The sequence below is a fragment of the Ruoffia sp. FAM 24228 genome, assembly GCF_045528575.1.
GTDB lineage: Bacteria > Bacillota > Bacilli > Lactobacillales > Aerococcaceae > Ruoffia > Ruoffia halotolerans.
In genome coordinates this window covers 1-24,643 of sequence record NZ_JBGQQZ010000037.1, presented here as the reverse complement: position 1 = coordinate 24,643, position 24,643 = coordinate 1, and the positions used below count along the sequence as shown (strand labels likewise).

Genomic DNA, 24,643 nt, shown 5'->3' with positions numbered 1-24,643 from the left:
TTCATCCGTGGTAAGATGGGTGTAGGTCATTTGTGGTCACTCCTTTGTATTCTTTGGTCGGAATTACAAGTTGAGTGTACCACAAATGGCTGTTTTAGTTGTCTAGCTTAATTTTACAATCGGCGTACCATAAAAAATATAGGGTTTAATATTATCCAACCAGATGATAATAATGATTGGATTAATCAACGTAATGAAATTTATCAAAAACTTTTACCTATGGAAAGTGGTTTTAGTAATAGTATATTTTACAATCAAAGTTTAGGGATAAGTACAAATAGAGATGCTTGGATTACAGGATTTAGTAAAGATCAGACTTTAATTAATTCTCAATTATTAATAGATAACTATAATAGGGAAAGAAAAAGGCTAAAAAAATATACTAAAGACAAAAAATTAAATCACATTAATACTGACGATAGTTTTATTAAATGGAGCAGTAGTTTACGTACAAAATTTAAGAATGATACTGTTATCCATTATAATCGAGGACATTTAGTTCTTGAAATGTATAGACCATTTACTAAGAAGTGGGTATATTATGATTCAAATGTTGTTGAAAGGCCAAGAAAATTTAAAGATTATTATGGGGAAAGAAATCTGCTAATATCTGTTCCAGGAAAGGGTAGTAAAAATCCTTTCCACACTTTAATGACTAATACTATTACAGATTTAAATTTACTAGAGGCAGGTGCACAAGGTTTCTTTCTATACAATAATCAATATAATGATGGTATGTTAATCGAATTTAGTAAAGATAACTCAAGCGAAACCTCTCAAAAACATTTTGGGTTAGATAATCTTGATTTGTATTATTATATCTATGGTGTTTTGCACAGTAATGATTATCGAAGTAAATTTAAGAATGACTTAGCGAAAGAGTTACCAAGAATACCTTTAGTAAAAAACAAATCTCTTTTTGTTGAGGTAGGAAAAAAACTAGCTGATTTACATATTAATTATGAAAACATCGAACCATATAAAGAAGTAGATATTGATTTTAGTAACGATAGACCAAGTTATATTGTAAACAAAATTAAGTTTTGTAACAGAAAAGATAAAACTGCTTTGAAATTTAATAAGGATATTACAATCAAAAATATTCCTGATGAGGCTTATCAATATAAACTTAATGGTCGTTCAGCAATCGAATGGATTATAGATCAATATCGAGTAAAGACCGACAAAAAATCTGGTATAATTGACGATCCAAATGATTACTCTGAAGATCCAAAATACATTTTTAATCTATTGTTATCAATCATCAATGTCTCTGTGCAAACGGTCGATTTAGTTAATAGTCTACCACCACTAGAGATAATAGAAGAATAAAATGTTAAACAAAGTTAAATACCCCATATCCTTATTATCGGGATATGGGGTAAGTTTAATTCACAATCAGTTCTGTAAAAACTATGAGTTCTCGACTTCAAGGAAAAATAATGGTAGATTGAAAGTATCAAACTTAGGGAGCGGTTACAATGAATCAAAATGATACTTTTAAAGCTATAATCAAAGTACATGAACTAAATGATGTACTAGTGGATAATGATGTTGATGAAAAAGATGGAGAAGAAGTAGAGAAAGTAATATTTCAAATAGTAGAAGTAATAGAAGGTAACTATGAATACGATGAGGATGTCAATCAAATCCATATAGAGTCTAAACGCATAATAGAACTACTCGGTGAGCCAGTAGATGAGACAAAACAGTACGAAGCACTACTATCTAATGAGTACGATGCAGAAAGAGATACCTATAACCTATACGTCCATGAACTAAAAGTCATCTAACTTTTTTAAAAATCAATATATGGACTAATGGAAGAAACAACTAATGTCATAAGCTACATATATCTAACAAGAATCTCAAAGGGTAATCTCTCATATCAGAGAAGACTAGCTTGAGGTTCTTTTTTAATCGTATCAAAATAGCTAATAGATTTTATTACCTATCGATGATACGGACATACGTATCATAAATGATGATAAAATTGAAAACAATTTACAGACAAATGTTAGCGAGACCTTTACGAATCTAGCTTTTTTGTCTTCCGGTTAGGAGCAGACAAGATAGTTGCCTGGAACACAAAATTAACGTCATGTTTAGTAACAAAACTAAACAGAAAAAGTGAAATGGATCGACATGAGGGGGGGTAACATGGCCTTTGATTATGAACTGGATTTCGCTCAGATAAACTTCCGGGACCAGCCTGAATTGTATCGAGTGGGCCGAGGAGAACAAGGGGTGCTTCTGGTAGAACCTTATAAAAGCGAGATACTACCACATTGGCGTTTTAAGACTCCAGAAATTGCTAAAGTATCTTCTGACAAAATCTACCAGCTGTTTTTGGATTACCAGGCAGCCGGTGATTTTGTGGGTATGGATATGAGTCGGAAGTTTCTTCAATTGGGCTACACTAGATCTAGACGTTACGCCAATTACAAAGGTGGTCGCAAATATGATGAAAATGGCGACATAAAAGAAAGAATAATAGACGAAGAAAAAGCAAAGTCAGCTACCATTTTTGAAGAGAAGTGGAAAATTGTGAGGGAAAATGAAGCGTATTTAAAGTTGAAGAAAGAACATCAGAAAAAGTACGGCTGAAAAGAAGACATTCCTAAGGAGCGAGTGGTATAATAGAGAAAATAATTCTATCAAAGGAGGGGTTATAGAACATGGTCAAGGCATTTGGCTTATTTTTTGAAGATAAACGTATTTGGCTTATTCTAGGAGGGAGCGTGCTCTTTTCTTTCATTTTAGCGATTGGTGTTATCTTGCTCGACACCAGAATGATAAATGTGGTGGACTATTTCCCAACTGTTTTTCTAACGAGCGTCAATCTGGCCAAATCAATCTTGAGCCTGCTAGCGGGTTCCCTTTTTTCAGTGGCAACCTTCACGTTTGGGACGATGTTATCGGTCATTTCGTTCTACTCATCTAATTTCAGTCCCCGGACTGTTGAGAATTTTCTCTTACAGAAAACATCTATGCAAACTTTGGGGATTTTTCTTGGTGGTTTTATTTATTGTCTTTCCTCTTTGTTTTTTATGCGCAATTCAGAAGATGAATATTTGGTTGTTTCGGCCTCCATTGCCTTATTGTACGCCCTTGCCTGCGTTTTTTATTTTACGAAGTTCGTTTATAATGTGGCAATATCCGTACAATTGAACCATCTTGTGACTAAATTGTACAAGGAGGCCGAGTCAGTTGCGGATGAAACGATTGAATACTTTCAAGAAATGCCTTTGTTGGATCATCTTCCTCAAATAGACACGCTACACATCTTCACAGTAAAGGCTAACGAGAGTGGTTATGTTGAATATATTAATTTTAATCGACTAGTTGAACTGAGCAAGGAATTCAAAGGCACCATAGTGCTACATCTAAGAATAGGAGAGTTTATTTCCGCAAATCAGCCGCTAGTCGATTTATACACTAACCGAAAAGTTAAAGATGAATCACAGCTCCAAGCGGCAATAAACCGCACCCTAACTTATGAAGAAAAACCTTCTTCTATGTACGATCCAAATTTTGCTCGAGCTAAATTGATTGAAGTAGCTCTGAGGGCGGTTTCGCCAGGCATAAATGATCCTAATACCGCCATTTATATCTTAAACTACAAGGCTTTGTTGGATTCAAAATTTGCCAGTATACCAGGAAGGTTTGTGGTGATGGGCGAAGACACTGATGAGACATTTTCTTCGGGAGGTAACGTGATTTATGATTTCAATAATTTTCCAAAAGACTTATATGAAAGTTATTGGCAATTAATTCACTATATGAAGCAAGATATTTCTGGAGTGGTGGCACTGTTTGACTCTTTGTTGACAGTTGCTTATTCTGCACATCCGAAGAAGCTAAACTATATTAAGGATTACAGTAATTATCTGTTTAATCTAACGAGTCCCAATTTTACGGAAAGACTAGATATTCAAAATATCGAGGAACGCCAACAACGTATTCTAGGGATTAACCATCCTGAGCTAGAGGAATGAGCTTGAAACTGAAAACTATCTGTGTTATTTTTCGCTGAAAGGTTTATAATATTCTCTTTAGTTCAAAACACAAAGAATGCCGGTTTAGTTCAGTTGGTAGAGCATCGCACTCGTAACGCGGGGGCCGTAGGTTCGATCCCTATAGCCGGTATCACATTAATTTAGAAAGTACATCAAGGTTTAACCCCTGAGATGTACTTTTTTTCTGGCTAATATTTCCCAAAACCAAACCGTCACACATCCGTCGGTAAACTTGCTGGAAAAGAAGGTGTCGCATTATAATGGAACATGCGTATCATAAGTAATGCTAAAAATTACAGCTAACCTAAAAGGCAAAGATGCTTGATCAATGTATCCATCATCGAAGTGCAATTGTATATCGAATGTCTTAGTGTTTTTATCCTAGAGAATCACTTTTATGAAGGCTGGATAGAAATCTTTTAACTGAGTTTTACCCTTTCAACCGAAAATTATTCTTAAGTTCATATTGTAGTTGTAATATAAATTTAAAAAAGAGGTCCTAAATGCTAAATAAAATTAAAGTTAAATTAGCCCAATTCATGCAAGGGCGTTATGGGATAGATTATCTTTACGTTGCAGGTATTATCCTTTACTTTGTGCTTTCTATTGTCCAGATTTTTGCGCAAATCCGACTATTAAATATATTGTTATCTATTTTTATCATATGGATATTTTACCGTGTGTTTTCTAAAAATATATCATCACGAAGAGCAGAAAATCAAAAGTTTATGAAGTGGATAAGTAAGCTTCAAAGGAAAGTAAAGCCAATATGGCAAAGAATTCGTCATATGGGAACGCACCGTTACAGAAAATGTCCTGAATGCGGTGTTACTCTACGGTTACCTCTTAAGAGGGGAAGAAGGCAAGTAGTCTGTCCCAAGTGCCAGAATCGCTTTGAGGTAACGATTAGACTATAGTGTCACTTGTTAGATTGCCTATTTTAAACTGAAATTAAAAAACCCCATGATAGAAGTCTGCTAACATAGACCTTTATCATGGGGTTGAGTTTTACCGAAATAATTAGAAATGAGTTATTTAATGTGAATCGTGACTCTCTTCTTCGTGACCCTGTTCGAATAGATGAGTAAACTCAACATAAGCCTCTACAAATGAGCGACCAGCTTCTGTATCCTCTACATCGAATTCTTTACGTTCAAGTAAGCTACTAAAAACCTCTTCAACATGGGCTTTATTATCCTCTGTGATGTACCCAGCGTCTTCCAATGGTTGTAGTGATTCTTCAGCGATACTCTGGTCAGCTAATGCAATACCTTCTTCTGTAGGCTCATCTGATATTCCTGTATAAGGTGCCCCTTCACCAGCGCGGTGTAAGCGAACAAAGTTTTCGAATAGATAATCGTGAGCAAGTTGGTCAGTCTCTTCGTCATCTGATTTGTCCATAACACTCATAGATTTGTCGAAAGTTTCTTTTAATTCTGCTTCGCTTTCTGGAAGAACCCAGTACGATATGTGATTAAAGTCATTTTTTTCGATGGCTGTCTGAAGTGCATTGTAAGTAGGACCTGAGGGAGTGTCACAGTGTGCTTCCGCAGTAATAGGAGCAATTAAACTAAAACCGAGACCAGCAATAACTAATGGGATAAACATTTTTTTCTTTTGTAGCATTTCAATCCTTCTTTCTCTATTTGATAGCTTAATACTATCCAAAGAAAAGAAAATTACACTTGATGACAATCAAGTTTAAACAAAATCCCTGTGTAATAAAAAAGGACAACGTCCTGTGATATACTGAGGTGACCCCCGAAAGTAGTTTGCTTTTAAAATTGTCTACTTTAAGGGGGACATATCAGGATTATCCTGAGCGATCTATTATTGTGTTTTGATTTTTTTATAAAAAATCCTTCAAATACTTTTCTCTTATTTCTGTATATTCATCTTCACTAACAATACCTAAGTCAAATAACTCTTTTGTTTTCTTCAGTTTTTCAAAAGCTTCGTCTTCTTCGCTATTAGTAACTTGAGTGAAAGTTACATCTTTAATGATATCCTCTTGGACGATTGGTGCATAAGTCCCTTCATGCAAAGCTTTTTGTAATTTATAGCCCATGGGTCTTAAGGTAGCTAAAGTCAGTCCACCAGAAACAACTCCACCAACGACTGGAATGACCTTTGATACAGATTTTGCAAAGGAATTCTTAGTCACTTTTACGCCAAAATTAGCTAAAGTTTTTTTGATAATTGGATAATAAACAGTTTTTGTGAGTGCTTGTTGTGGGAGCTTCTTAACTGCTTGACCAGCTAGAGCTGATGAGATCCCTTTAACAGCTGTTCCAGCCCCACTGACTCCTAACATCACACCAAGAAAAATGATTAATGAGTTTTTCCCTTCTTGGGTTAGCTTATCATCATTGTACATATCAGGATAACCATATAAATACATCAGTTTTTGAGCTAAATTAATCGACATGCCGTAAAACTGTAGAATATCAGCAGGTATTGAAGCAACTACTGCGACACCTCCAGGCAGTCCTGAAACGAAGGATGCAGCAGATGATTTCATTGTCGTATTGTTAATGGCTTTTTTAGCTATGGAAGCAATTTGTTTCTCATCAATAATTTCAATGGGGCCATTTTCAAGTATTTTTTCAATTTCTGGTTCCTCCTTGAATAATTGATATAGGAACTCTTTACGGTCTATTTTTAAGATGCGATTTGATAAGAGAGTAGTGACAAGTTCGTTTCCTCTGTTTATATCTTTGTTATCAATTTTATCTGACATGTCATCATTCCTTTTTGTTATTTGGTAATACAGGCAGGTGCTTATAATTGATGTTAAATTTATATTTAGTAAATATATAATAAGTTATAAATTAAAGCGTGTCCATAGAATAATGCACAAATAGAGCTCTTCAAGAATCCCCAGAGTGCTCTATTTGTGCATTCATTTAATTAAATTTTCGATGTATTCAAATCACCTATGGGTTGAGTGGCTCTCTGTTGATTTGATTCCCCAGCCCATTCAAAGGCTTTTTTAGAAATAAGAACAGCGATTATCTCGTTGATAAAAGCGGCTGCTGCAATTAATTGTACCTTGAATAATGGTGGCTGTTGTAGGGTCGAATAGAGCGATTTGTGAAGCTGCAATCCCAGTAAAGGCGAGTAAAAACCCTGAGTGGGGTAATAGTGTCAGACTAAGATGTTTCGCTACTGTATCGGGTAATTTTGTGACTTTCGCTCCAATATAAGCGCCGGAATATTTACCTAAAGCTCTTGATAAAATGAAAATAGCTGTAAAGGCTCCATCGCCTCATCAAAAATCACATAAATCCTTTAAATCTAAAGATTGAAGGATACTTTCGTAGAAATCATAATTAAATTGATCCAGCTTTGTTTTCAGTGCTCTGATTTCTTTCTTTAAGTGTAGGGGTGGATGAAAAACGGCGTTCGCAAATATATTACTAAATTCAGATTTTCGTTCAAAGAATTGTTGACGCAATGAAAAATATTTTTTAGTTGCTACTTCGATATTTTCAAAGGAAACTGACTCTTCATTAAGAAAAGTGATGAAGCTTTGAAACATTCAGCCACACAAGCTAAATATAGATCATGTTTGTTCTTTAAATAATGATAGATAATTCCTTTGGAAAAATTACTTTCTTTAGATATTGCGTTAAGTGAGGTCTCACTATAACGATGAAGGCCAAACTCAGTAATAGCACTTTGGATAATTTATTGATTTTTTAAATTACTTTGCTTTGTTCTGTTTAGTCGTGTCACCTCATTTCAATATTGACCGCGTGATCAACGTATCGTTTCTATCATATTTGACTATCTGGTCAAAAGACTGCTACTTAAGCTTTATTACATAAAAAAGCCATCTGTACTGACACTCTTGATCCAGAATGGGATTTAAGGTTCAGCGACAGGTGACAAGTATTCTATATTCTATTAAGCAGAAGCAAGTTGTTCAGTATCATGAAGATACGGTTTAAATTGGGTTTCATACATCAGTATATACATACCCCCATTTTGTAGAAGTTGCTGGTGTGTGCCTCTTTTGACTTCCTGTCCATTGTCTAAGACGAGTATTTTATCAGCATTGATAAATGTTGACAGGTGGAGAGCAATGACAAGGCTCGTTTTATTCTTAATTAATGAGCTTAGAGTGTCTTGGATTAAGCCTTCAGAGTTATTGAGTCAAGACTAGATGTTGCTTCCTCTAAGATGAGTATTTTTGGGTCTTTTAGAAATACCCTAGCAATTGAAAGCCTTTGTTTCTCTCCAACAGATAGTTTGATTTCATGATTACCGACTTTGGTGTCATAACCGTCGGGAAGACTTGTGATAAAGTCAGGGTTATTGTCTTCTTTACAGGCTTGGATGAGTTCTTCAGTGGCGTCACTTTTAGCGTAAAGGAGATTTTCCCGGATGGATACGTTGAATAAGTAGGTTTCTTGAGTAACCATTCCGATATTTTGTTTTAGGAAGTGTAAATCTAAATCTTGAATATTGTAATCACCCAGTTTAATTTCTCCTCCAATGACGTCATAGAGTCTTGGAATCAGATTAAAAAGGGTCGATTTACCTGCACCAGAAGAGCCAACGATTGCGAGAATTTCACTTTCATTTACTTGGGAACTAATAACATGAAGGAAAGGTGAATCTTCTTTGTAGTAAAATGAGACATTGTTAAAGCTCAGATTGGCTTTTATTTAGCTTGATGTGAGAGCGTTTGGTTTGTTATGGATGTCAATGGGCATATCTAAGTAGTTACATATACGGTTGAATAAAGTTCGCGAGCGGATAAATTCGATATGTATGTCTATAAGTTGCATTAAAAAGCGACAAGGAAGGTAATATTACCAACGGTTAAACCTCGGGAATGATTAATCAGAAGCAAGATGCCCCCCAGCTAGTATATAAACATGGGCCTGCTTCGATGAAGGTTTGTGCAACCATTCTAAACTATCGACCGACGGTTGTTTCTTTAACTTTAACTTGTGTGAGTTGTTTAACTACTGTCTGATAGCGTTGATACTCAATTTCTTCTTTAGTGAACAGTTTAACCAGTTGTTGACCACTCACGCTGAGCGTTTCATTTAATATTTCATTCGCTTCATCGTTTAAATCATGAGATTCATTGGTTAGTGCCCAGCATTTTTTACCGACTATTTTAACAGGAAAGACAATTAGGGGAACGATTAACATACTGATTGAAGAGAGTATCCAGTTTAGTTGGATTATCGCAATAAAAGAAGAAATTAAGACAGCTAAGTTGGAGGCGGCTTGGGTTAAAGTACCGGTGTCAATGCTTTGAACACCACTGATGTCACTGGTCATTCGGGTAATAATTTCACCTTATTTACCAGAAGCATAAAAGCCTTGCGATAGTTTTTGAAGGTGGCCGAAAATTTGATTACGCATGTCTTTACCGATGTTTTGAGATAGACAAGCGCCGAGGAAACTTTAGGTGAAACCGATTAAACCGGTTAAAAGTAGGACGATGAATGATGCGCCAATCAGGGTGATTAACTGGTTAAAGTCACCACCGATGAATCGACCATCGAAGATACGACCGGTTAAAATTGCAGGTAACATACCGAGTAATCCGGCTACTAGGATGATACCATCATGAGGAAAACTAGAAGTGTGAAGGGTTTTAGGTATAAGTATATTCTTTTGGGTATTTGTAAGGTGATTGTAGGTGGTTGTTCATTTTGTTAAGTTGTGACCTTACGAAGATGGACTTTAGGTGGTTAAAGGGTTCAATGATTTCTTCAAGGTAATAATCAGGTTTCATAGACTCACTCTTTCTTATATAGTTAAGGCATATAAGTAATTAACCCATGTTAACCATTAAAAACGTTATTATCTTTTGTCATTCATATGGAGACTTATTGGATATTATATTTTAAATGAGAGTTATTTGTAATTTATAATTTTTATATAATAAAAGGGTTGACAATTTTAATGAAGACGCATAGTATGTAAAACAATAGATTAATAAGCGACTGTGATGAAGAGAAGAGTAGCGAAACGACTTAACAAGTACAGAGAGCCTGGTTTGGTGAAAAAGGGCGGTTTAAGCGTGAGTGAAGATGAGCTTGGAGCAGTTTAAGAGGTTAATGCTTCTTAGACGGGAACACCCGATACAGTGTGCAGTATTTATTGATACTGATTGAGCTATTATTTGTGAAGATAATAGAAATTTGGGTGGTAACACGACTCTTCGTCCCTTTTGTTAGAGATATCTCTGACAAAAGGGACTTTTTTTATTCAAAAAAGTTGCAAGGTCTGGAAGAATAATAGCTTATGGGAGAGAATATAATGAAACATATCAAACGTGTATTTGGTATCGTATTAAGTATCTTATTAGTGAGTGGCCAATGGCTTTTACCAGCTGCTTCAGCTGAGGAAACAAAAGAGTTTGAAGGTGAAACGGTCATCGTCGGTGTTGTAAGTGATACAGGACTTGAACTATGGGAATATGTAGCAGAGAAAGCTTTGGAAGAGGAAGGAATTACTTTAGAACTGGTTCTGTTTAATGATTACAATCAACCAAACGTCGCACTGCAAAATGGCTCGCTTGATATGAGTGGTTTCCAAGGGCATCCGTTTATTAAATCTTGGAACGAAGATAATGCCGGCACGGTCTATGCGATTGCCAATACAATCTTAATGCCCTTAGGTCTATATTCTGAGAAACATACCTCTCCAGACGATATTCCAGAAGGCGGAAGCATTGCTTTACCAAACGATCCCTCAACGTTAGGACGGGCACTTTTAGCTTTAGAGATTGCTGGATTAATTGAAGTTGATGATGAAGTTGGAATTTACGCGGATGAGGAAGATATTACCGCGAACCCTAAGAATTTAGAAATGGTGCTTGTTGAACCAAACTTTGCGGCACTATCTTTACCAGATGTGGATGCAGCTTTAATTAATACAAATTTTGCCAATGATGCAGGATTATCCATTAATGACGCTATCTTCAATGATGCAGAAGATGTGGATAAAGTTAATCCAATGTACATCAATACCATTACAACTTTAGAAGAGAATAAAGATAACCCATTATACTTAAAAATAGCAGAAATTTACCAAACAGATGATGTTGAAGAGAAAATACATGAAGTATATAACGGTGAGACATATCCAATGTTCGATGTGCCCTTACCAGAAGTAGAAAACTAAGAACTAGAATATATAGAAGAGAAGGGGATTAATGTGACAAAACAACACGAAACAGCAATTTTAGCAGGTGGATGCTTCTGGTGTATGATTCAACCATTCGATCAATGGGATGGCGTTCATTCAGTAACTTCAGGTTATACAGGCGGGCATGTTGTGAATCCAACATATGAAGCAGTTAAAAGTGGAGAAACGGGACACACTGAAGCAGTTCAAATTGAATTTGATCCAAGTATCATTTCTTATGAGAAAATCTTAGATATTTATTGGAATATTAGTGATCCAACAGATGCGGGTGGACAGTTTATTGACCGTGGTTCATCCTATCGACCTGGTATCTTCTACTTAACAGAAGAACAAAAATTAAAGGCAGAAGCGTCTAAAGAAGCCTTAGAACAAAGCGGAGCCTATGATAGACCAATCGTTACAGAAATCACTCCTGCAGAGGTGTTTTATGAAGCAGAAACATATCACCAAGATTTCTATAAAAAAGACCCAGAACATTATAAAGCTTACCGAGCTGAGTCTGGTCGAGATAAAGCTAAAAGTTTAGTTAATTAAAGAAAAAATGTAAGTGTGTTGGAAAATAACCAATACACTTACATTTTTTTAATTATTACTTATTTAGCTCGTTTTACTTCAATACGATATCCATCTGGATCTGTTACGAAGAAGTAAGTTGGCGTGCCACCTGTAAGACCTCTTAAGTCACCAGTTTCATAAGTAGATGCTTTACATACTTCATGCATTTTTTCTAAGTCGCTGACAGTCACACCTAAATGACTGAAGCCGTCCCCAATATTATATGGTTCTGCATCATAATTATAAGTCAGTTCAATTTGTACAGATGATCCAGGAGAATTTAAGTAGATTAAATCAAACTTATTCTCAGGGAATTCTCTGCGACTAGCCACTTCAAAGTTAAATAGATTCGTATAAAAATCTAAAGTAGCGTCAATATCTCTAACACGTAGGCAAATCTCAACGAGTTCTTGGTTCATAATAATATCATCCTCCAATAGTTTCTTACTTTCATTCTAACATGAAAAGGATATATAGGCATTTGATTCAACCTACTGAATAACTAAGTTTGGAAGACGCTTACTATATATTCTATAATGAGCTTAACACGGATGAGGGGACGAATGTTTGAACTGGATGTATTCGAAATAATAATGCTAGCTACAAGTGCGCTCATCGTTGGTTTCTCAAAGGTTGGAATTCAAGGGGCAATAATACCAGCTGTCGCCATGATGGCATTAATTTTTGGGGGTAAAAATTCGTCAGGTATTATGTTGCCAATGGTGATTGTAGGCGATCTTATAGCAATCTTTAAGTATGGTAAGAAAGGAAACATAGCGGATGTACTTAAATTAATTCCAGCCAGTATCGTGGGTGTAGTTGTGGGTGCCATTGTTGGGAACTGGATCAATGATGCACAATTCAAATTCCTTATCGGCATCATTGTTATCCTCTGTATTATTCTTTTAATCGTTCGAGAATATCAACAAGAAGCAATAGTTTTGCCAGACAATCCCCTTATCAAAGGTGCTGTCGGTACTTTGAGTGGCTTTTCTTCAATGATTGGAAATGCAGCGGGTCCCATCTTTAATGTGTATATTTTAACTCAACAGCTTAAGAAGGAATCAATGATTGGTACAGTGGCTTGGTTCTTTTTTCTAGTTAATCTGATTAAATTGCCATTTCATATTTTTCTTTGGGGTACGATTAACAGCGATACAGTCAAGTTTACGGTGTTTTCAATTCCATTCATTGTTGTCGGTGCTTTAGTCGGAATTTGGCTCATTAAGCGTATCAATGATGTATGGTACCGCCGATTTATTATTATCGTAACTGTATTAACAGCATTGCGATTGATTTTATAGTTGATGATGCTATTTAAATACATAAATACAAAAAAGTGAAGTAAATTAAGGTGTGTCTATGTTTTATGGTCTATCGATGAATAAAGTAAAAATTATCAGTTACTCCCAACAGACACTTCTAGTCGTTCCGTCAAGATCTCAAGAAATATGTGAGCGATTGGTTTTAATGTGTGCATGTTATTAGTAATATAGCCGATTTCAATCGTTTCGGAAGAGACGAGTGGCCTTGCAATAATATCGCTCCCGTTCAAATCAGCATTGATAATACCTGAGCTAATCGTGTAGCCATTTAGGCCAATAGCTAGATTAAACAAAGTTGCTCGGTCACTCACTGTAATTGTTTTACGTGAAGCAAAGTCGGCCAATACTTCCTCCCAAAAATAAAAGGAATTGTGGTGCCCTTGATCGTAACTTAATTTTGGATAAGTATCTAAATCAGAGAGAGCTATCTTTTCATAATCGGCTAAGGGATGATCTTTATAAATAAATACATGTGGTTTAACAGAGATAAGTGGTGTGAAATGAATGTGTTTTTTTTCTAGTTCAGCGTTGATGACTTGACGGTTATAATGACTGCGATAGATAATACCAATTTCACTTTTCAAATTAGCTACGTCTTCAATGACTTCATAGGTTCGAAGTTCTTTCAATGTCGCTTGATAGTCATGGTCTTCGTATTGTTTCAGCAGACGGACGAATGCATCAACTACAAAAGCAAAATGCTGCCCTGCCACGCTAAAAATTTGTTGCGGTGCTTCATCGTCTTTATAACGGCGGTTCATCAAATTAATTTGCTCGCTAATTTGCCTTGCATATAATAGGAATTCTTCGCCTTCACTCGTAAGAGTCACACCTTTGGAACTACGGTGGAACAGCGTGATATTCATTTCCTTTTCCAACTCTTTAATCGCATGTGATAAGGACGGTTGGGAAAGATATAATTCATCAGCTGCTTTAGTAATTGAAGCCGTCTCCACAACCTTCAAGAAATAATCTATTTGCTTTAGATTCATTGAAACACCCCTTTTTTTATTTGGTCATAGTTAAATACTATGCTAAGCAAACTAAAATAGATATTACTAATAGCTCATCATGTATTCTATACTATTAGAAACAAATTAAAAAGGGGTAATATGAATGACAAAAACAGCTAACTCAACCAACCGATTCTTGACCGTAGGATCATTATTACGTCCTGAGTCATTATTAGATTATAAGACGAAAATCGAACAGCGTGATGATATTGCGTATCCATTTTACAATGATTTTGACGGCTATAAGAGAGAAGAAGATCAAGCCGTGGAAGCAGTTGTTGGCCAACAAATTGAACATGGCTTACCTGAAGTGACTGATGGCGAATATTCAAAATCTATGTGGCACCTTGATTTTGTGTGGGGTTTAAATGGTATTAAACGCTACATTGCGGATAATGGGTACTTCTTCCGTGATCTGGATCAAGAGAGCAGTTATGAAACTCGTAAGGATATCGGCATCACAATTGAATCGCCTTTACATGGTCATAATCATACATTCATCGACCACTTTAATCGCTTAAAAGAAGTATCACCCCAAGGTGCAACGTTAAAGCAATGTATTCCATCTCCGTCACATATTTTTGGAGAACTTAGCTTGTCAGAGGAAATCGGAGGGAAAGTTTATCAGACGGCAGAAGAATTCAAAAAGGATTTAAGTCAAGCTTACAAAGATTTCTTAAAGGAATTCGCTGAAGCAGGTGGAACGATTATCCAATTTGATGACTGCTTATGGGAGTTATTTGCTGAAGATAACCCACATAGTCCTTTTAGTGGTACTGACTTTGATCACTCATCAATCTCAGGCTTAGCCCAAGAATTCATTGATTTGAATAATGATGTCATTGCCTATGCTCATTCACTGGGTCTAAAAGTCTATACGCATAATTGCCGTGGTAACTATGATTCACGTAATATGGGTGGTGGAAGTTACGAGAAAATCGCGCATTTATTCTTAGAAAAACAAAACTATGACCGTTTCTACTTAGAGTGGGATGATGAGCGTGCCGGAGACTTAAGTGCGTTAAGCGTCTTTAAAAACAAGCCTGACACAGAAGTAGTCTTAGGATTCTTATCAAGTAAGTCGGCAAAATTAGATGATGAAGCTGCAGTGTATGAACAATTAGAAAAAGCTACTCAGTATGTTTCAAAAGATAATCTGTACTTATCTCATCAATGTGGCTTCGCGTCATGTGATGGAGGGAATGAATTATCTCAGGAACAGCAATGGGATAAAATCAAGCAAGGTCAAGCCATTGCTTACCGATTCTGGGGAGAGTAAGTAAAAAAGAGCGATAAACTATGTCAACTGATCAGGTAGCAAAGCTTTCTTTATTTGGTCGTTGATTGTGAGAGTACATTTATGGAATAGTTTTACTATTCTGTAGATGTGCTCTTTTTCTGTATATTGGATGCAATCTATTCACCAAGGAGGCAGGCAACTAAAGAAACAGGGATCCAATATACTTTTGCTGAATAAGAAACATCCCAAGGAGATCCTTTCGATTGTTTAGAAGAAAGCTATAATTATTTAAAAGCTCACGGATTTAATTAAAGGAGTATTTCGATGAATCAAAACAAAGTAATACAGACCTCTGAAAAAGCGGAAACAATATTTCGACAGATTGATGATAATACAAAATTAGGTGACTTACGAAAAATTGTAAAAGAAATAAAAGTTGATCATGAACTGGCGATGGAACTTTGGTCGAGTGGTAAGTTTTTACCAAGGCTTTTATCAATCTTAATTATGGACAAAAAACTACTTTCAGAAGAAGTATTAGATGAACTTGTTGATGATATGCAAATTCATACATATGATGAAAGTAACAATCTAATGGATTGGTTGTTAGCTAATCAGCTCACAAAGAATAAGAAATTAACGACACTCATGGAGTCGTGGGAGGATAGTCCATACGCACTTCAAAGGCGGACTTACTGGTATCATCAAGGGCGATTAAGATGGACTGGGAAAACACCACCAAATAATACATCAGACTTGGTAACTGCAATTGAAGCTAAAATTAGTCAAGAGCAACCAGAAGTTCAGTGGGCTATGAACTTTACAGCAGGCTGGATTGGGGTTTATGAGGAACAGTACCGTAAACGTTGCGTTATAATTGGTGAAGATACAGGCCTGTACAAAGATGAGAAAGTTTCGAAAGGGTGTACGCCGAATTATTTACCAGAATTTATTATGATTGAATCAAATAAACGAGATTTGTAAAAGCGATATTTAACTTCATTCTCACTTCCATAATATCTACTTGAGACGATAATTTATTAATTATAAAACAAAGTAAGTTATCAATATAATATTGAAATTATAATGTTTAGTTTAGGATGGAGTGAATGGTATATTGTAAGTGAATAACAAACTTGAAGGAGTAGTTTAATGACGTCAAAGGGTCTTGATCTAAATGCAAGATCGGTTTGACTCAAGTTAACGTCTACAAAAAATAGCGAGGCATATGTGCCTCGCTATTTTTCTATTTACTTCGCATTAGATGCTTCTAAAACTAAGACGGTATCCTGATCAAGAATAGTTGTATCCCCATTTGGAACAATCAACTCATTATCGCCTCTTAAAACTAAGACGATCAAGGAGTCACGTTCTAAGCGAATATTTTTAATCTGTTTATTAACCCAATTGTGGTGGCTGTTGATTCGAAATTCTAGTAAGTCCGTTCCGACCACATCGAAGTAAGAACGTCCAGCTAAGACAATGACATCGCCAACTTTAAGTTGCATATCGCCGTTCGGGACAATCGTTTCGCCGTGACGAAGGACTTTTGCGATAATAAAATCAAAAGCCAGTGTGATATCTCGAATATAAGTATTCACTAAGTCACTGTCTGCTTTTATCTTAGTAGCTAAAAAGCCGACGTCACTCTTATCTTGTAACGAGTTGAAGTTACGTAAAGACGCATCTTCAGGATCAACCATATCCATTTTCTTAGATAAGGTTGGTAAATAACCTCCTTGAATGAGCGATGATAATAGACAAATATCAAAGACAATATGATAGAGGTCGTTCAAGAATGGTGTGTCAGAATTGACCACACTAATGGCGAACGCAATTGCCGCAGCTCCTCGTAGTCCGGCAAAGGCAATAACAGGCAGTTGGTTTTTATTCAACTTAAAGGGCGCCATTAAACCATAAACCGAGGCAGGACGCGCAATAAATGTCATAAATAACATAATCACTAAGGCAATCGGCAACATCGCAATAATCGAACTTGGATCAGATAAAAGACCAAGTAAGAAGAATAGGCCAATTTGCGCTAAGTTTGTAAAGCTATCAAAAAAGAAGACAACTTCACGCTTACCAACGAATTCTTTATTACCAATATAAATACCAAAGATATAAACCGCTAAGTAGCCGTTACCACCAATTTGGTTTGTAAATTCATAAGTGAATAAAGCAGCGGCAGCTAACAGAATGACTTCCATATTTTCTCGAGTATTTAAGTAGTCGAGAATACGGATGAATACCCACCCTAAAGCAAAGCCGAGTAATAAACCAATCCCAACTTGTAAGATAATTAAGACAGGAACATTGACGTTTTTCCCTTGAAGTAGCGTCGAGAATAGTACGACCATCGTATAAGCCGTCGGGTCATTCGATCCTGATTCTAACTCTAGTAATGAGTCTGTATTGTATCTTAATTTTAAGCGTCGAGAGACGAGAACGTCCGATACACTGGCATAATCGGTCGAACCAATAATGGAACCGAGTAACATAGCCTCAAGTAAAGAAAAATCAAAGACTAAATAAACGAAGAGTCCGGTGATCAATGCGGTTAGAACCGTTCCGAGGAAACTTAAAGTAATAGCTTCTTTTGCAACTGGCTTTGACATCTTCCATTTTGTACCAAATCCTCCATAGAAAATAATGAACATCAGAGCTATGGAAGATACTTGATTGGAAAAATTATAATTCGTAAAATCTGCGCCAAAAAAATTAAAGGAAACACCTAAGAGCATGAACAGAAGTAATTGTGGTATCTTTAAATCACTTGAAATGCGCATAGCAATCAAGGCCATGATAAGCACAAGTGAAATGATTAATATATAAATTGTAATCTCTCCTTATTATTATTGCTTAAGACTATTATAGCACAGTTAGGTAGAGACCTTAGTGAAATTACCTATAAAATTAGCGGGAATAGTTTCTAAGCGAATACTTGGGAAAAGCTCAGTAAAAGTAGTATGATGAAGCTACGAATAAACTATATAAGGAGTGTTACGATGACGTCATATGAATTACCAAAAGTGTGGAAATGGGAAGACGAAAATTCGAATTTAGGGGGTAATCGCCCAACTGCAGGGAGTCGTTTCGAACAAACATTGCCTGTAGGAGAAGCGCCATTCCAACTCTATTCACTAGGAACACCAAATGGAATTAAAGCAACCATTATGTTTGAAGAGTTAAAAGAATTAGGTGTGGATGTTGATTATGATGTGTATTTAATAAATATCGGCGACGGTGACCAATTTGGTTCAGATTTCGTCGAAATCAATCCAAACTCTAAGATTCCAGCCTTGGTTGATCAAAGCCAAGAGCCACGATTAGAAATCTTTGAATCAGGTTCGATTTTACTTTACTTAGCAGAGAAATTTAATAAATTAATTCCAACAGATATTCATGGGCGCACTGAGACGATGAACTGGCTATTCTGGCAAATTGGTGCAGGACCTTATGTTGGTGGAGGATTTGGACACTTCTTTGCCTATGCACCAGAACCAATGAAATACCCGATTGATCGCTTCACAATGGAAACAAAGCGCCAATTAGACTTATTAAATAAGACTTTAGGGAAACGACCATATATTGCAGGAGACGAATATACCATTGCGGATATCGTAAACTGGTCGTGGTATGGCCGTCTTGCTCTAGGGGATTTATACGAAGGTTCAGCAGAATTCTTAGATATCCAATCATATCCAAAGGTATTAGAATGGGCTCGCCGCATTGCAGAGCGTCCAGCTGTGAAGAAAGGTTTAGAAGTCGAATACAAACCAATCAAAGACTAAGTTAATAAGTAATTAGTTGCTCTTTCTGAAGTACAAGCTTTGGCTTCTTTAGAAGGAGCTTTTTGCATTAAAAATGTTGAATAGGAGAATGAGATATGGAAGAGACACATAGTTTTGGACCGGTCGTCAATCAAAGAACACGCATCCTCATTTTGGGTAGCCACCCGGGTGTGCTGTCTTTACGAAAGCAGCAATACTACGGTAACCCCGGGAATGCCTTTTGGCGGGTTGTTTTTAACGCCTTAGAAGTTCCAGACCCCGTGGATTACCAAGAACGCTTAGATACCTTACAAGCCCACGGCATCGGTCTTTGGGAAGTGTATGCGACTGTGCAAAGGGAGGGGAGTTTAGATCATAAGATAAAGAATCCGACCTTAAATGATTTTGAAATCGTGTTAAAGGGTATACCAATCAAACTCATTATTGCGAATGGGAAAACAGCCTATAAAGAAATTATTAAACAACCAGTCTTTCAATCCTATGACGTTGTCAGCGCCTTATCTACAAGTGGTTTGAATAACGGCCGTGAAAAAGAACGCATGGAACAATGGACTCAAGCCATTCGCTCAGTGTTAAATTAAGTAAAAGTCTTTAAGGATGTTTTTTAAAGGCGATGTGTTATACTAACGCAACCTACCTGGTGAAGAGTCATTATAGAAAAGAGGTCATAAAGATGAGCCAGAAAATATTTTTTATAAATGGTTTCGGAGGCGGTCGAGAAGATTCATTGGAGTTACGAGAGTCATTGGAAGAAAAAGGCTATGAATTTACTTATCTAGATTTACCGGGACAGTTCGGTGCGAAAGATGTCACGATTGATGATTTTGAAGAGTTACTAGCTTATTTTGAGGGGTATTTTCCAGATGAAGAGATCATCTTGATGGGGCATTCTATCGGGGCCGAAATCGCTGCTTACTTATCTACCCGCCTAACACAAATTGAACGAGTGATTATGTTGGATGGGGGAATCCTGACGAATGAAGATGTTGGTAAAACGCTGGCTGAATCTATGGAAGAAACTAAAGAAGTACTAAGTCAAATAGGTGGCGACGAGTTATCTGAGGAAGGCTTGTTGGAACTAATGAAATTAAATGATGCGATGAAATTAACGATTATCCGACCGGATTACAAAACTCCGACCTTATTGCTATTAAGTGATTTCAAAGAGGAGTTACCGATTAAAATGCAAAGACTGGAAGAGAGACAAAACTCTTATGTCGATTATAAAGTTATACAAAAAGCTAGCCACAATCTCTATGCAGATCAACCTGACCTGACGGTCAAATTGATTGCTGAATGGCTAGCAAATGCGCGTATTTAATTGGAGTATGCGGAAGGATTTAATAATGGGGCCACGTTGATTGAAATGGCACCACTCCCGCCATGAGTTCCTAGAACGGGCGTAATAAAGCCAATTCGAATGGGTAAATCAGGGTAAGCGGATTGAATGCGGTCGCGCATGACTTGGGCATCTTCTTCAGCCCCAGTATGGCCAACCGCGACATATGCGTGTTTTGGATATTGTTGAATGTGTGTATCCGCAATCTCAAACAAGCGGTCATGAGCCTTTTTCTTCGTCCGGATTTTTTCCGGAACATATACTTGCCCATCGTGTTCTGCACCCATTGTAATGATGGGCTTAATATTGAGGGCATTGCCAAGAAACCCACTTAATGAGCTAACGCGACCACCTTTCACTAAGTTATCCAGTTTTGCTGGAGTGAAGTAAAAGGCTGATTGTTCAAGCAAATGCTTGATACGAGTAACAATGTCATTTGGTTCAAATTGACGTTGAATGAGTTCAACTAAATTAAGTACCATCGCCTCCATCACAAAAGAAGTCAACTGTGCGTCAATTAAATGAATGTCTAATTGATCGCTGAATTCTCTGGAAGTCGTTTGAATTGATTGAAAGGTTCCACTTATTTTCTCAGAGAGTAAAACACCAAAGACCGTGTCATAACCATCTTGAACGAGTTGCTCAAATAAATCATAAATTTGTTTCGTATCGGGTTGAGAAGTTTTGGGCAGGTTTTTCTCAGTGTCCATTCTATCGTAAAAATCTTTCGTTAAAGACTCATCGGGCGAGTCAATATACACAGTCCCATCTTCAAATATGGTACTAAGATATATTTGGTAAATATTCGAGAGCGTCGCTGTTTCTTCAGTTAAGCCTGCAGTACTATCCACAATAATGGCAGCTTTCATTCTCCTCATCCTTTCTTAAATATAATATTATAATGAATTAATATCATCCTTTAATTAATCTTAAGTATATAGTGAATAAAAGCCAAATGAAAGGCCTCAGACAGCAAAAAACAGTTCGCGTTGGACAGGCGAACTGTTTTTTGTTTGAATTTTTAGAATTCTAAAGCAAGTAAATCATCTAGAGTTGTTTCTTCGCCTTCGGCTTCGTTATAACCGTCAACGTCAAAGCCAGCTAAGTTTAAATATTCTTTCATAAAGATACTATAACCAGTTTTGTCCGAAGTGAAATTATCTTCATTAATCGTGTGAATTAATGTTTCAGCTTCTTTTTGAACTTCTGGATCTAACTCCCAACTATCTGGACGTAGGCGTCCTTTGTCATCATACTCTGCATTATTACCATATAACATATCACGGTAAATACGGTCTTGGTGCATAATTGGCGTTTCATGCGTTCCGTTATCAGCCATGATGCGATAAAGCCCCATGCAATACACTGGGAAGAATGGTATCACTGAACTGGCTTTGGTTGTTACAGCCGTCGCAACCACAATCGTCGCTTTTCCATTAATATCAGTTAATAATTCATTAATATTATCTGCTTTGACTTCACAGTCTGCTTTCGCTTGACCTAACGTTCCGTCACCATAGTAAGGACGGTTTAGATCAGAACCTAAGTATGAGTAATTTACTGTTAAAACATCTTCTTCTAGGACACCTGCTTCTTTTAAAGCTTCCATCCATAATTGCCAATCTTCGCCCCCCATCACTTTGACTGTATCGGCAATTTCTTCTTCTGTCGCAGGTTCTAAGACGTGCTCAAAGAACTCTTGTTTTTGAATATTTACATTCGGTCCGACAACTGTTTGGTCAATCGATTTAATCACTGAATTAAAGCGTTCGCCGGTATCAGGATCTGTGCGGACACTTGACGCAAGACTGTATACAACCAGATCAACTTTACCACCAAATTCTTCTTTGATGTATTTAATAACATCTTGCTTCGTTTCGTGACTGAAAGCATCTTGGACGAAGTTTTTCGCGATTAAGCCTTCGGCTTCTGCAGCTTGTTTAAAGTAGATATTGTTATACCAACCTGCTGTCCCTAAGTTTTTTTCTGATTTAGGACCTTTTTCAAATGATACACCAATCGTATCCGCATTCGCACCGAAAGCGAGACTAATACGTGTCGCTAAGCCGTAACTTGAAGACGCACCAATGATTAAGACTTTTTTAGGGCCTTCATAAGCACCTTGTTCTTTAACAAAGTCAATTTGATTATTCACTTCTTGTTTACACCCAATTGGGTTAACACCAAATGACACATTTCCACGCATTTTATGTTCGAATTTGATAGTAATGACCTCCAATGATTAATTAAGTATCTCTAATATACTAAAATTTCACCTAATTTGATAGTTATAACCGAACTGTGGCGAATTATTTTAAAGGAATCTTAGGATTTGAATTTGGACAATGAGTTCATTGGTCCGATATGGTAATATAATGTTAAATAGATAAAGAGGTGAAGGAATTGACGACATTAAATGACATTGCGAAGCGTGCGGGTGTGGCAAAAAGCACGGTATCCCGGTATTTAAATAATGGATCTGTGAGTGATAAGACACGTGAAAAAATCCAAGCCATCATCGAAGAAACAGGTTATGTGCCGAATCAATTTGCCCAAAGTTTAAAAGCCCAGCACTCAAATATGATTGGTGTGGTTCTGCCAAGATTCGATTCCCCATCGACAAATCAAGTGTTAAAAGGGATCGATGACGTTGCGCATGAAAAAGGCTACCAGTTAATGTTAACCAATTCCAACTTGAGTATTGAACGTGAGAAAGAGAATATCTCTTTATTAAAAAGACAAAAAGTCGGCGGCATCATTCTCATCGCGAGTAAGATGGATGAGGACTTAAAGAAACAAGTAACTCAATTAAGCATTCCCACCCTCATTTTAGGCCAAAAAATTGAGGGTGTTCCAAGTCTTGTCCATCAAGATTATGAAGCTGGCAGATTGATTGCTGAACATGCCTTGGAATTAGGGCATACAAAAATATTATACGTCGGCGTCACAGAAGAGGACAATGCGGTGGGGGTTTTGAGACGAAATGGGTTTATGGATACAGTAAAAGAAGCAGGTTTTGAAGCAGCATTCCATGAGACGAGTTTCTCAAGAAAAGAAGCTTATCAACAAGCTTTAGACTATTTACCAACGACTGAGGCAACTTATATCGCGGCTGCAACGGATCATATAGCGATCGGAATATTGAATGCAGCCAACGAATTAAATCTATCTGTTCCAGATGATTTTTCTTTATCCGGTTTTGGGGGATATAGCGAATCTGATTATACATTTCCAAGTATTACGACCATCGATTACCCATTTTATGGCTTAGGGATTAAAGCGTTGAATCGGATCGAACAAATGATGAAAGAGGATCCAGTTAGCTTACTGGAGACGATGCCCAATCAATTAAATGTAAAACAATCCACTAAAAAAATAAAATAACAAAAAATGCTTGCAATTTGCAAGCGTTTGCTTTACTATTTAATGGAACCGGTTCCGTTTTCAAGTTTTGTAATTATCTGGAGGGATAAACATGGGGAAATATGATAAATCAATTGAACAGTTGTTGGATGTCATTGGTGGTAAAGAGAATATAAAAAACTATGAGCACTGTGCTACGCGCTTGCGTGTTGTGCTTAAAGACGATAGTAAGTTAGATAAAGAGAAAGCAGATAATATTGAAGAGAGTAAAGGTTATTTCTTCTCAACAGGGCAACATCAGTTTATTTTTGGTACAGGAAAAGTCAATGAAGTCACTAAAGAATTAGATGAATATTTAGGAAAAACAAGTTCAGATGATGATGGGTCGATGAAAGATGATATTTATGCAAACTTAAATCCTGTTCAAAAAGTTGTTCGAATTTTAGCAGATATTTTAGTGCCTTTAATTCCAGCGCTAGTAACGACAGGGCTATTAATGGGTCTGCGTGGTTTACTAGTTGAACTTGGTCTAGAGATGACTGAAGATGTTGCAGGACTCTTTGCGATGCTAACAGATACGGCTTTTGCATTCTTACCAGTGTTAATTGCCTACAGTGCAACGCGTAAATTTGGTGGGAATCCGTTGTTGGGTATTGTTGTTGGGTTGATGATGGTAGCACCACAATTACGGTTCTTTGTCAAATCGTGTTGGTCAGAGATTTCCGAGGTAGAAAGCTTAAATGCTTTCTACCTTTTTTTATGCGACTTTAGTATTTAATTGTTTGTTGATCACTTTTTCTTCTTCAAAAGTTAAGG

Annotated in this window: 23 protein-coding genes, 1 tRNA gene and 1 pseudogene; 15 read left to right on the top strand and 10 right to left on the bottom strand. The window is 36.7% G+C overall.

Annotated elements, in window-relative coordinates; genetic code table 11:
- The first annotated feature begins 219 nt into the window (after positions 1–219).
- The 5 genes from ACEN33_RS07635 (at position 220) to ACEN33_RS07615 (ending at position 4,149) form a co-directional block, all read left to right on the top strand.
- Positions 220–1,332 (top strand): type ISP restriction/modification enzyme, encoded by a 1,113-nt coding sequence (locus ACEN33_RS07635; protein ID WP_407094831.1) that lies wholly within the window; start codon positions 220–222, stop codon positions 1,330–1,332.
- A 149-nt stretch (positions 1,333–1,481) separates the two neighbouring features.
- Complete coding sequence (locus ACEN33_RS07630; protein ID WP_407094830.1) at positions 1,482–1,793, top strand: hypothetical protein; 312 nt, start codon at positions 1,482–1,484, stop codon at positions 1,791–1,793.
- Positions 1,794–2,160: 367 nt separating this feature from the next.
- A complete protein-coding gene (locus tag ACEN33_RS07625; RefSeq protein ID WP_407094019.1) occupies positions 2,161–2,607 on the top strand; it encodes a DUF4385 domain-containing protein in 447 nt (148 codons plus the stop codon).
- Between the two features lie 71 nt (positions 2,608–2,678).
- Positions 2,679–3,998 (top strand): DUF2254 domain-containing protein, encoded by a 1,320-nt coding sequence (locus ACEN33_RS07620; protein ID WP_022796604.1) that lies wholly within the window; start codon positions 2,679–2,681, stop codon positions 3,996–3,998.
- Between the two features lie 78 nt (positions 3,999–4,076).
- Positions 4,077–4,149, top strand: a tRNA-Thr gene (locus ACEN33_RS07615).
- 905 nt (positions 4,150–5,054) lie between these two features.
- Here ACEN33_RS07615 and ACEN33_RS07610 read toward each other — a convergent pair.
- The 5 genes from ACEN33_RS07610 to ACEN33_RS07590 form a co-directional block, all read right to left on the bottom strand.
- A complete protein-coding gene (locus tag ACEN33_RS07610) occupies positions 5,055–5,645 on the bottom strand; it encodes a DUF6448 family protein (protein WP_407094829.1) in 591 nt (196 codons plus the stop codon).
- Positions 5,646–5,868: 223 nt separating this feature from the next.
- Positions 5,869–6,759, bottom strand: coding sequence for a bacteriochlorophyll 4-vinyl reductase (locus ACEN33_RS07605; protein ID WP_407094828.1), 891 nt, complete (start codon positions 6,757–6,759; stop codon positions 5,869–5,871).
- A gap of 737 nt (positions 6,760–7,496) precedes the next feature.
- On the bottom strand, positions 7,497–7,706 hold the full coding sequence (locus tag ACEN33_RS07600) for a TetR/AcrR family transcriptional regulator (protein WP_407094835.1): 210 nt from the start codon (positions 7,704–7,706) through the stop codon (positions 7,497–7,499).
- Between the two features lie 449 nt (positions 7,707–8,155).
- On the bottom strand, positions 8,156–8,623 hold the full coding sequence (locus ACEN33_RS07595; RefSeq protein WP_407094834.1) for an ATP-binding cassette domain-containing protein: 468 nt from the start codon (positions 8,621–8,623) through the stop codon (positions 8,156–8,158).
- A gap of 322 nt (positions 8,624–8,945) precedes the next feature.
- Positions 8,946–9,329: an ABC transporter transmembrane domain-containing protein gene (locus ACEN33_RS07590; protein ID WP_407094833.1), complete on the bottom strand. Its 384-nt coding sequence runs from the start codon at positions 9,327–9,329 to the stop codon at positions 8,946–8,948.
- A 978-nt stretch (positions 9,330–10,307) separates the two neighbouring features.
- On the opposite strand from ACEN33_RS07590, the gene ACEN33_RS07585 reads away from it, so the two are divergent.
- Both ACEN33_RS07585 and msrA read left to right on the top strand, forming a co-directional pair.
- Positions 10,308–11,174, top strand: a complete 867-nt coding sequence (locus ACEN33_RS07585) for a MetQ/NlpA family ABC transporter substrate-binding protein (protein WP_407090615.1) — start codon at positions 10,308–10,310, stop codon at positions 11,172–11,174.
- A 33-nt stretch (positions 11,175–11,207) separates the two neighbouring features.
- The gene (gene msrA, locus ACEN33_RS07580) at positions 11,208–11,732 is read left to right on the top strand and encodes a peptide-methionine (S)-S-oxide reductase MsrA (protein ID WP_407090616.1); all 525 of its coding nucleotides are present in this window, start codon (positions 11,208–11,210) and stop codon (positions 11,730–11,732) included.
- A 59-nt stretch (positions 11,733–11,791) separates the two neighbouring features.
- Here msrA and ACEN33_RS07575 read toward each other — a convergent pair whose 3' ends face one another.
- Positions 11,792–12,172 (bottom strand): VOC family protein, encoded by a 381-nt coding sequence (locus tag ACEN33_RS07575; RefSeq protein WP_407090617.1) that lies wholly within the window; start codon positions 12,170–12,172, stop codon positions 11,792–11,794.
- A 144-nt stretch (positions 12,173–12,316) separates the two neighbouring features.
- Here ACEN33_RS07575 and ACEN33_RS07570 point away from each other — a divergent pair, with 144 nt between their 5' ends.
- Complete coding sequence (locus ACEN33_RS07570) at positions 12,317–13,057, top strand: sulfite exporter TauE/SafE family protein (RefSeq protein ID WP_407090618.1); 741 nt, start codon at positions 12,317–12,319, stop codon at positions 13,055–13,057.
- Between the two features lie 95 nt (positions 13,058–13,152).
- Here ACEN33_RS07570 and ACEN33_RS07565 read toward each other — a convergent pair whose 3' ends face one another.
- The gene (locus ACEN33_RS07565) at positions 13,153–14,070 is read right to left on the bottom strand and encodes a LysR family transcriptional regulator (protein WP_407094827.1); all 918 of its coding nucleotides are present in this window, start codon (positions 14,068–14,070) and stop codon (positions 13,153–13,155) included.
- Between the two features lie 124 nt (positions 14,071–14,194).
- Between ACEN33_RS07565 and ACEN33_RS07560 the strand changes: the two genes are divergently transcribed.
- Both ACEN33_RS07560 and ACEN33_RS07555 read left to right on the top strand, forming a co-directional pair.
- The gene (locus ACEN33_RS07560; RefSeq protein WP_407090619.1) at positions 14,195–15,370 is read left to right on the top strand and encodes a 5-methyltetrahydropteroyltriglutamate--homocysteine methyltransferase; all 1,176 of its coding nucleotides are present in this window, start codon (positions 14,195–14,197) and stop codon (positions 15,368–15,370) included.
- Between the two features lie 285 nt (positions 15,371–15,655).
- Entirely contained in the window at positions 15,656–16,315 is a 660-nt protein-coding gene (locus ACEN33_RS07555; RefSeq protein ID WP_407094826.1) for a DNA alkylation repair protein, read from the top strand.
- A 266-nt stretch (positions 16,316–16,581) separates the two neighbouring features.
- On the opposite strand, the gene ACEN33_RS07550 is transcribed toward ACEN33_RS07555, so the two are convergent.
- Positions 16,582–18,162, bottom strand: a complete 1,581-nt coding sequence (locus ACEN33_RS07550) for a potassium/proton antiporter (RefSeq protein ID WP_407094832.1) — start codon at positions 18,160–18,162, stop codon at positions 16,582–16,584.
- A gap of 177 nt (positions 18,163–18,339) precedes the next feature.
- On the opposite strand from ACEN33_RS07550, the gene yghU reads away from it, so the two are divergent.
- The 3 genes from yghU to ACEN33_RS07535 all read left to right on the top strand — a co-directional run bounded on the left by yghU (position 18,340) and on the right by ACEN33_RS07535 (position 20,446).
- Positions 18,340–19,125 (top strand): glutathione-dependent disulfide-bond oxidoreductase, encoded by a 786-nt coding sequence (yghU, locus tag ACEN33_RS07545; protein WP_138405183.1) that lies wholly within the window; start codon positions 18,340–18,342, stop codon positions 19,123–19,125.
- A 95-nt stretch (positions 19,126–19,220) separates the two neighbouring features.
- Complete coding sequence (locus ACEN33_RS07540; RefSeq protein WP_407094825.1) at positions 19,221–19,706, top strand: DNA-deoxyinosine glycosylase; 486 nt, start codon at positions 19,221–19,223, stop codon at positions 19,704–19,706.
- A 92-nt stretch (positions 19,707–19,798) separates the two neighbouring features.
- Positions 19,799–20,446: an alpha/beta fold hydrolase gene (locus tag ACEN33_RS07535; protein WP_407094823.1), complete on the top strand. Its 648-nt coding sequence runs from the start codon at positions 19,799–19,801 to the stop codon at positions 20,444–20,446.
- Here the strand turns inward: ACEN33_RS07535 and ACEN33_RS07530 are convergent.
- Together ACEN33_RS07530 and fabV are read right to left on the bottom strand one after the other, a co-directional pair.
- Complete coding sequence (locus tag ACEN33_RS07530) at positions 20,443–21,333, bottom strand: DegV family protein (protein ID WP_407090624.1); 891 nt, start codon at positions 21,331–21,333, stop codon at positions 20,443–20,445. The genes ACEN33_RS07535 and ACEN33_RS07530 overlap by 4 nt on opposite strands.
- 152 nt (positions 21,334–21,485) lie before the next feature.
- Positions 21,486–22,670 (bottom strand): enoyl-ACP reductase FabV, encoded by a 1,185-nt coding sequence (gene fabV, locus ACEN33_RS07525; protein WP_231606925.1) that lies wholly within the window; start codon positions 22,668–22,670, stop codon positions 21,486–21,488.
- Positions 22,671–22,867: 197 nt separating this feature from the next.
- Here fabV and ACEN33_RS07520 point away from each other — a divergent pair, with 197 nt between their 5' ends.
- On the top strand, positions 22,868–23,848 hold the full coding sequence (locus tag ACEN33_RS07520) for a LacI family DNA-binding transcriptional regulator (RefSeq protein WP_407094009.1): 981 nt from the start codon (positions 22,868–22,870) through the stop codon (positions 23,846–23,848).
- 91 nt (positions 23,849–23,939) lie between these two features.
- Positions 23,940–24,596, top strand: a pseudogene (locus ACEN33_RS07515) (PTS transporter subunit EIIB); the annotation flags it as partial.
- Positions 24,597–24,643: the final 47 nt, after the last annotated feature.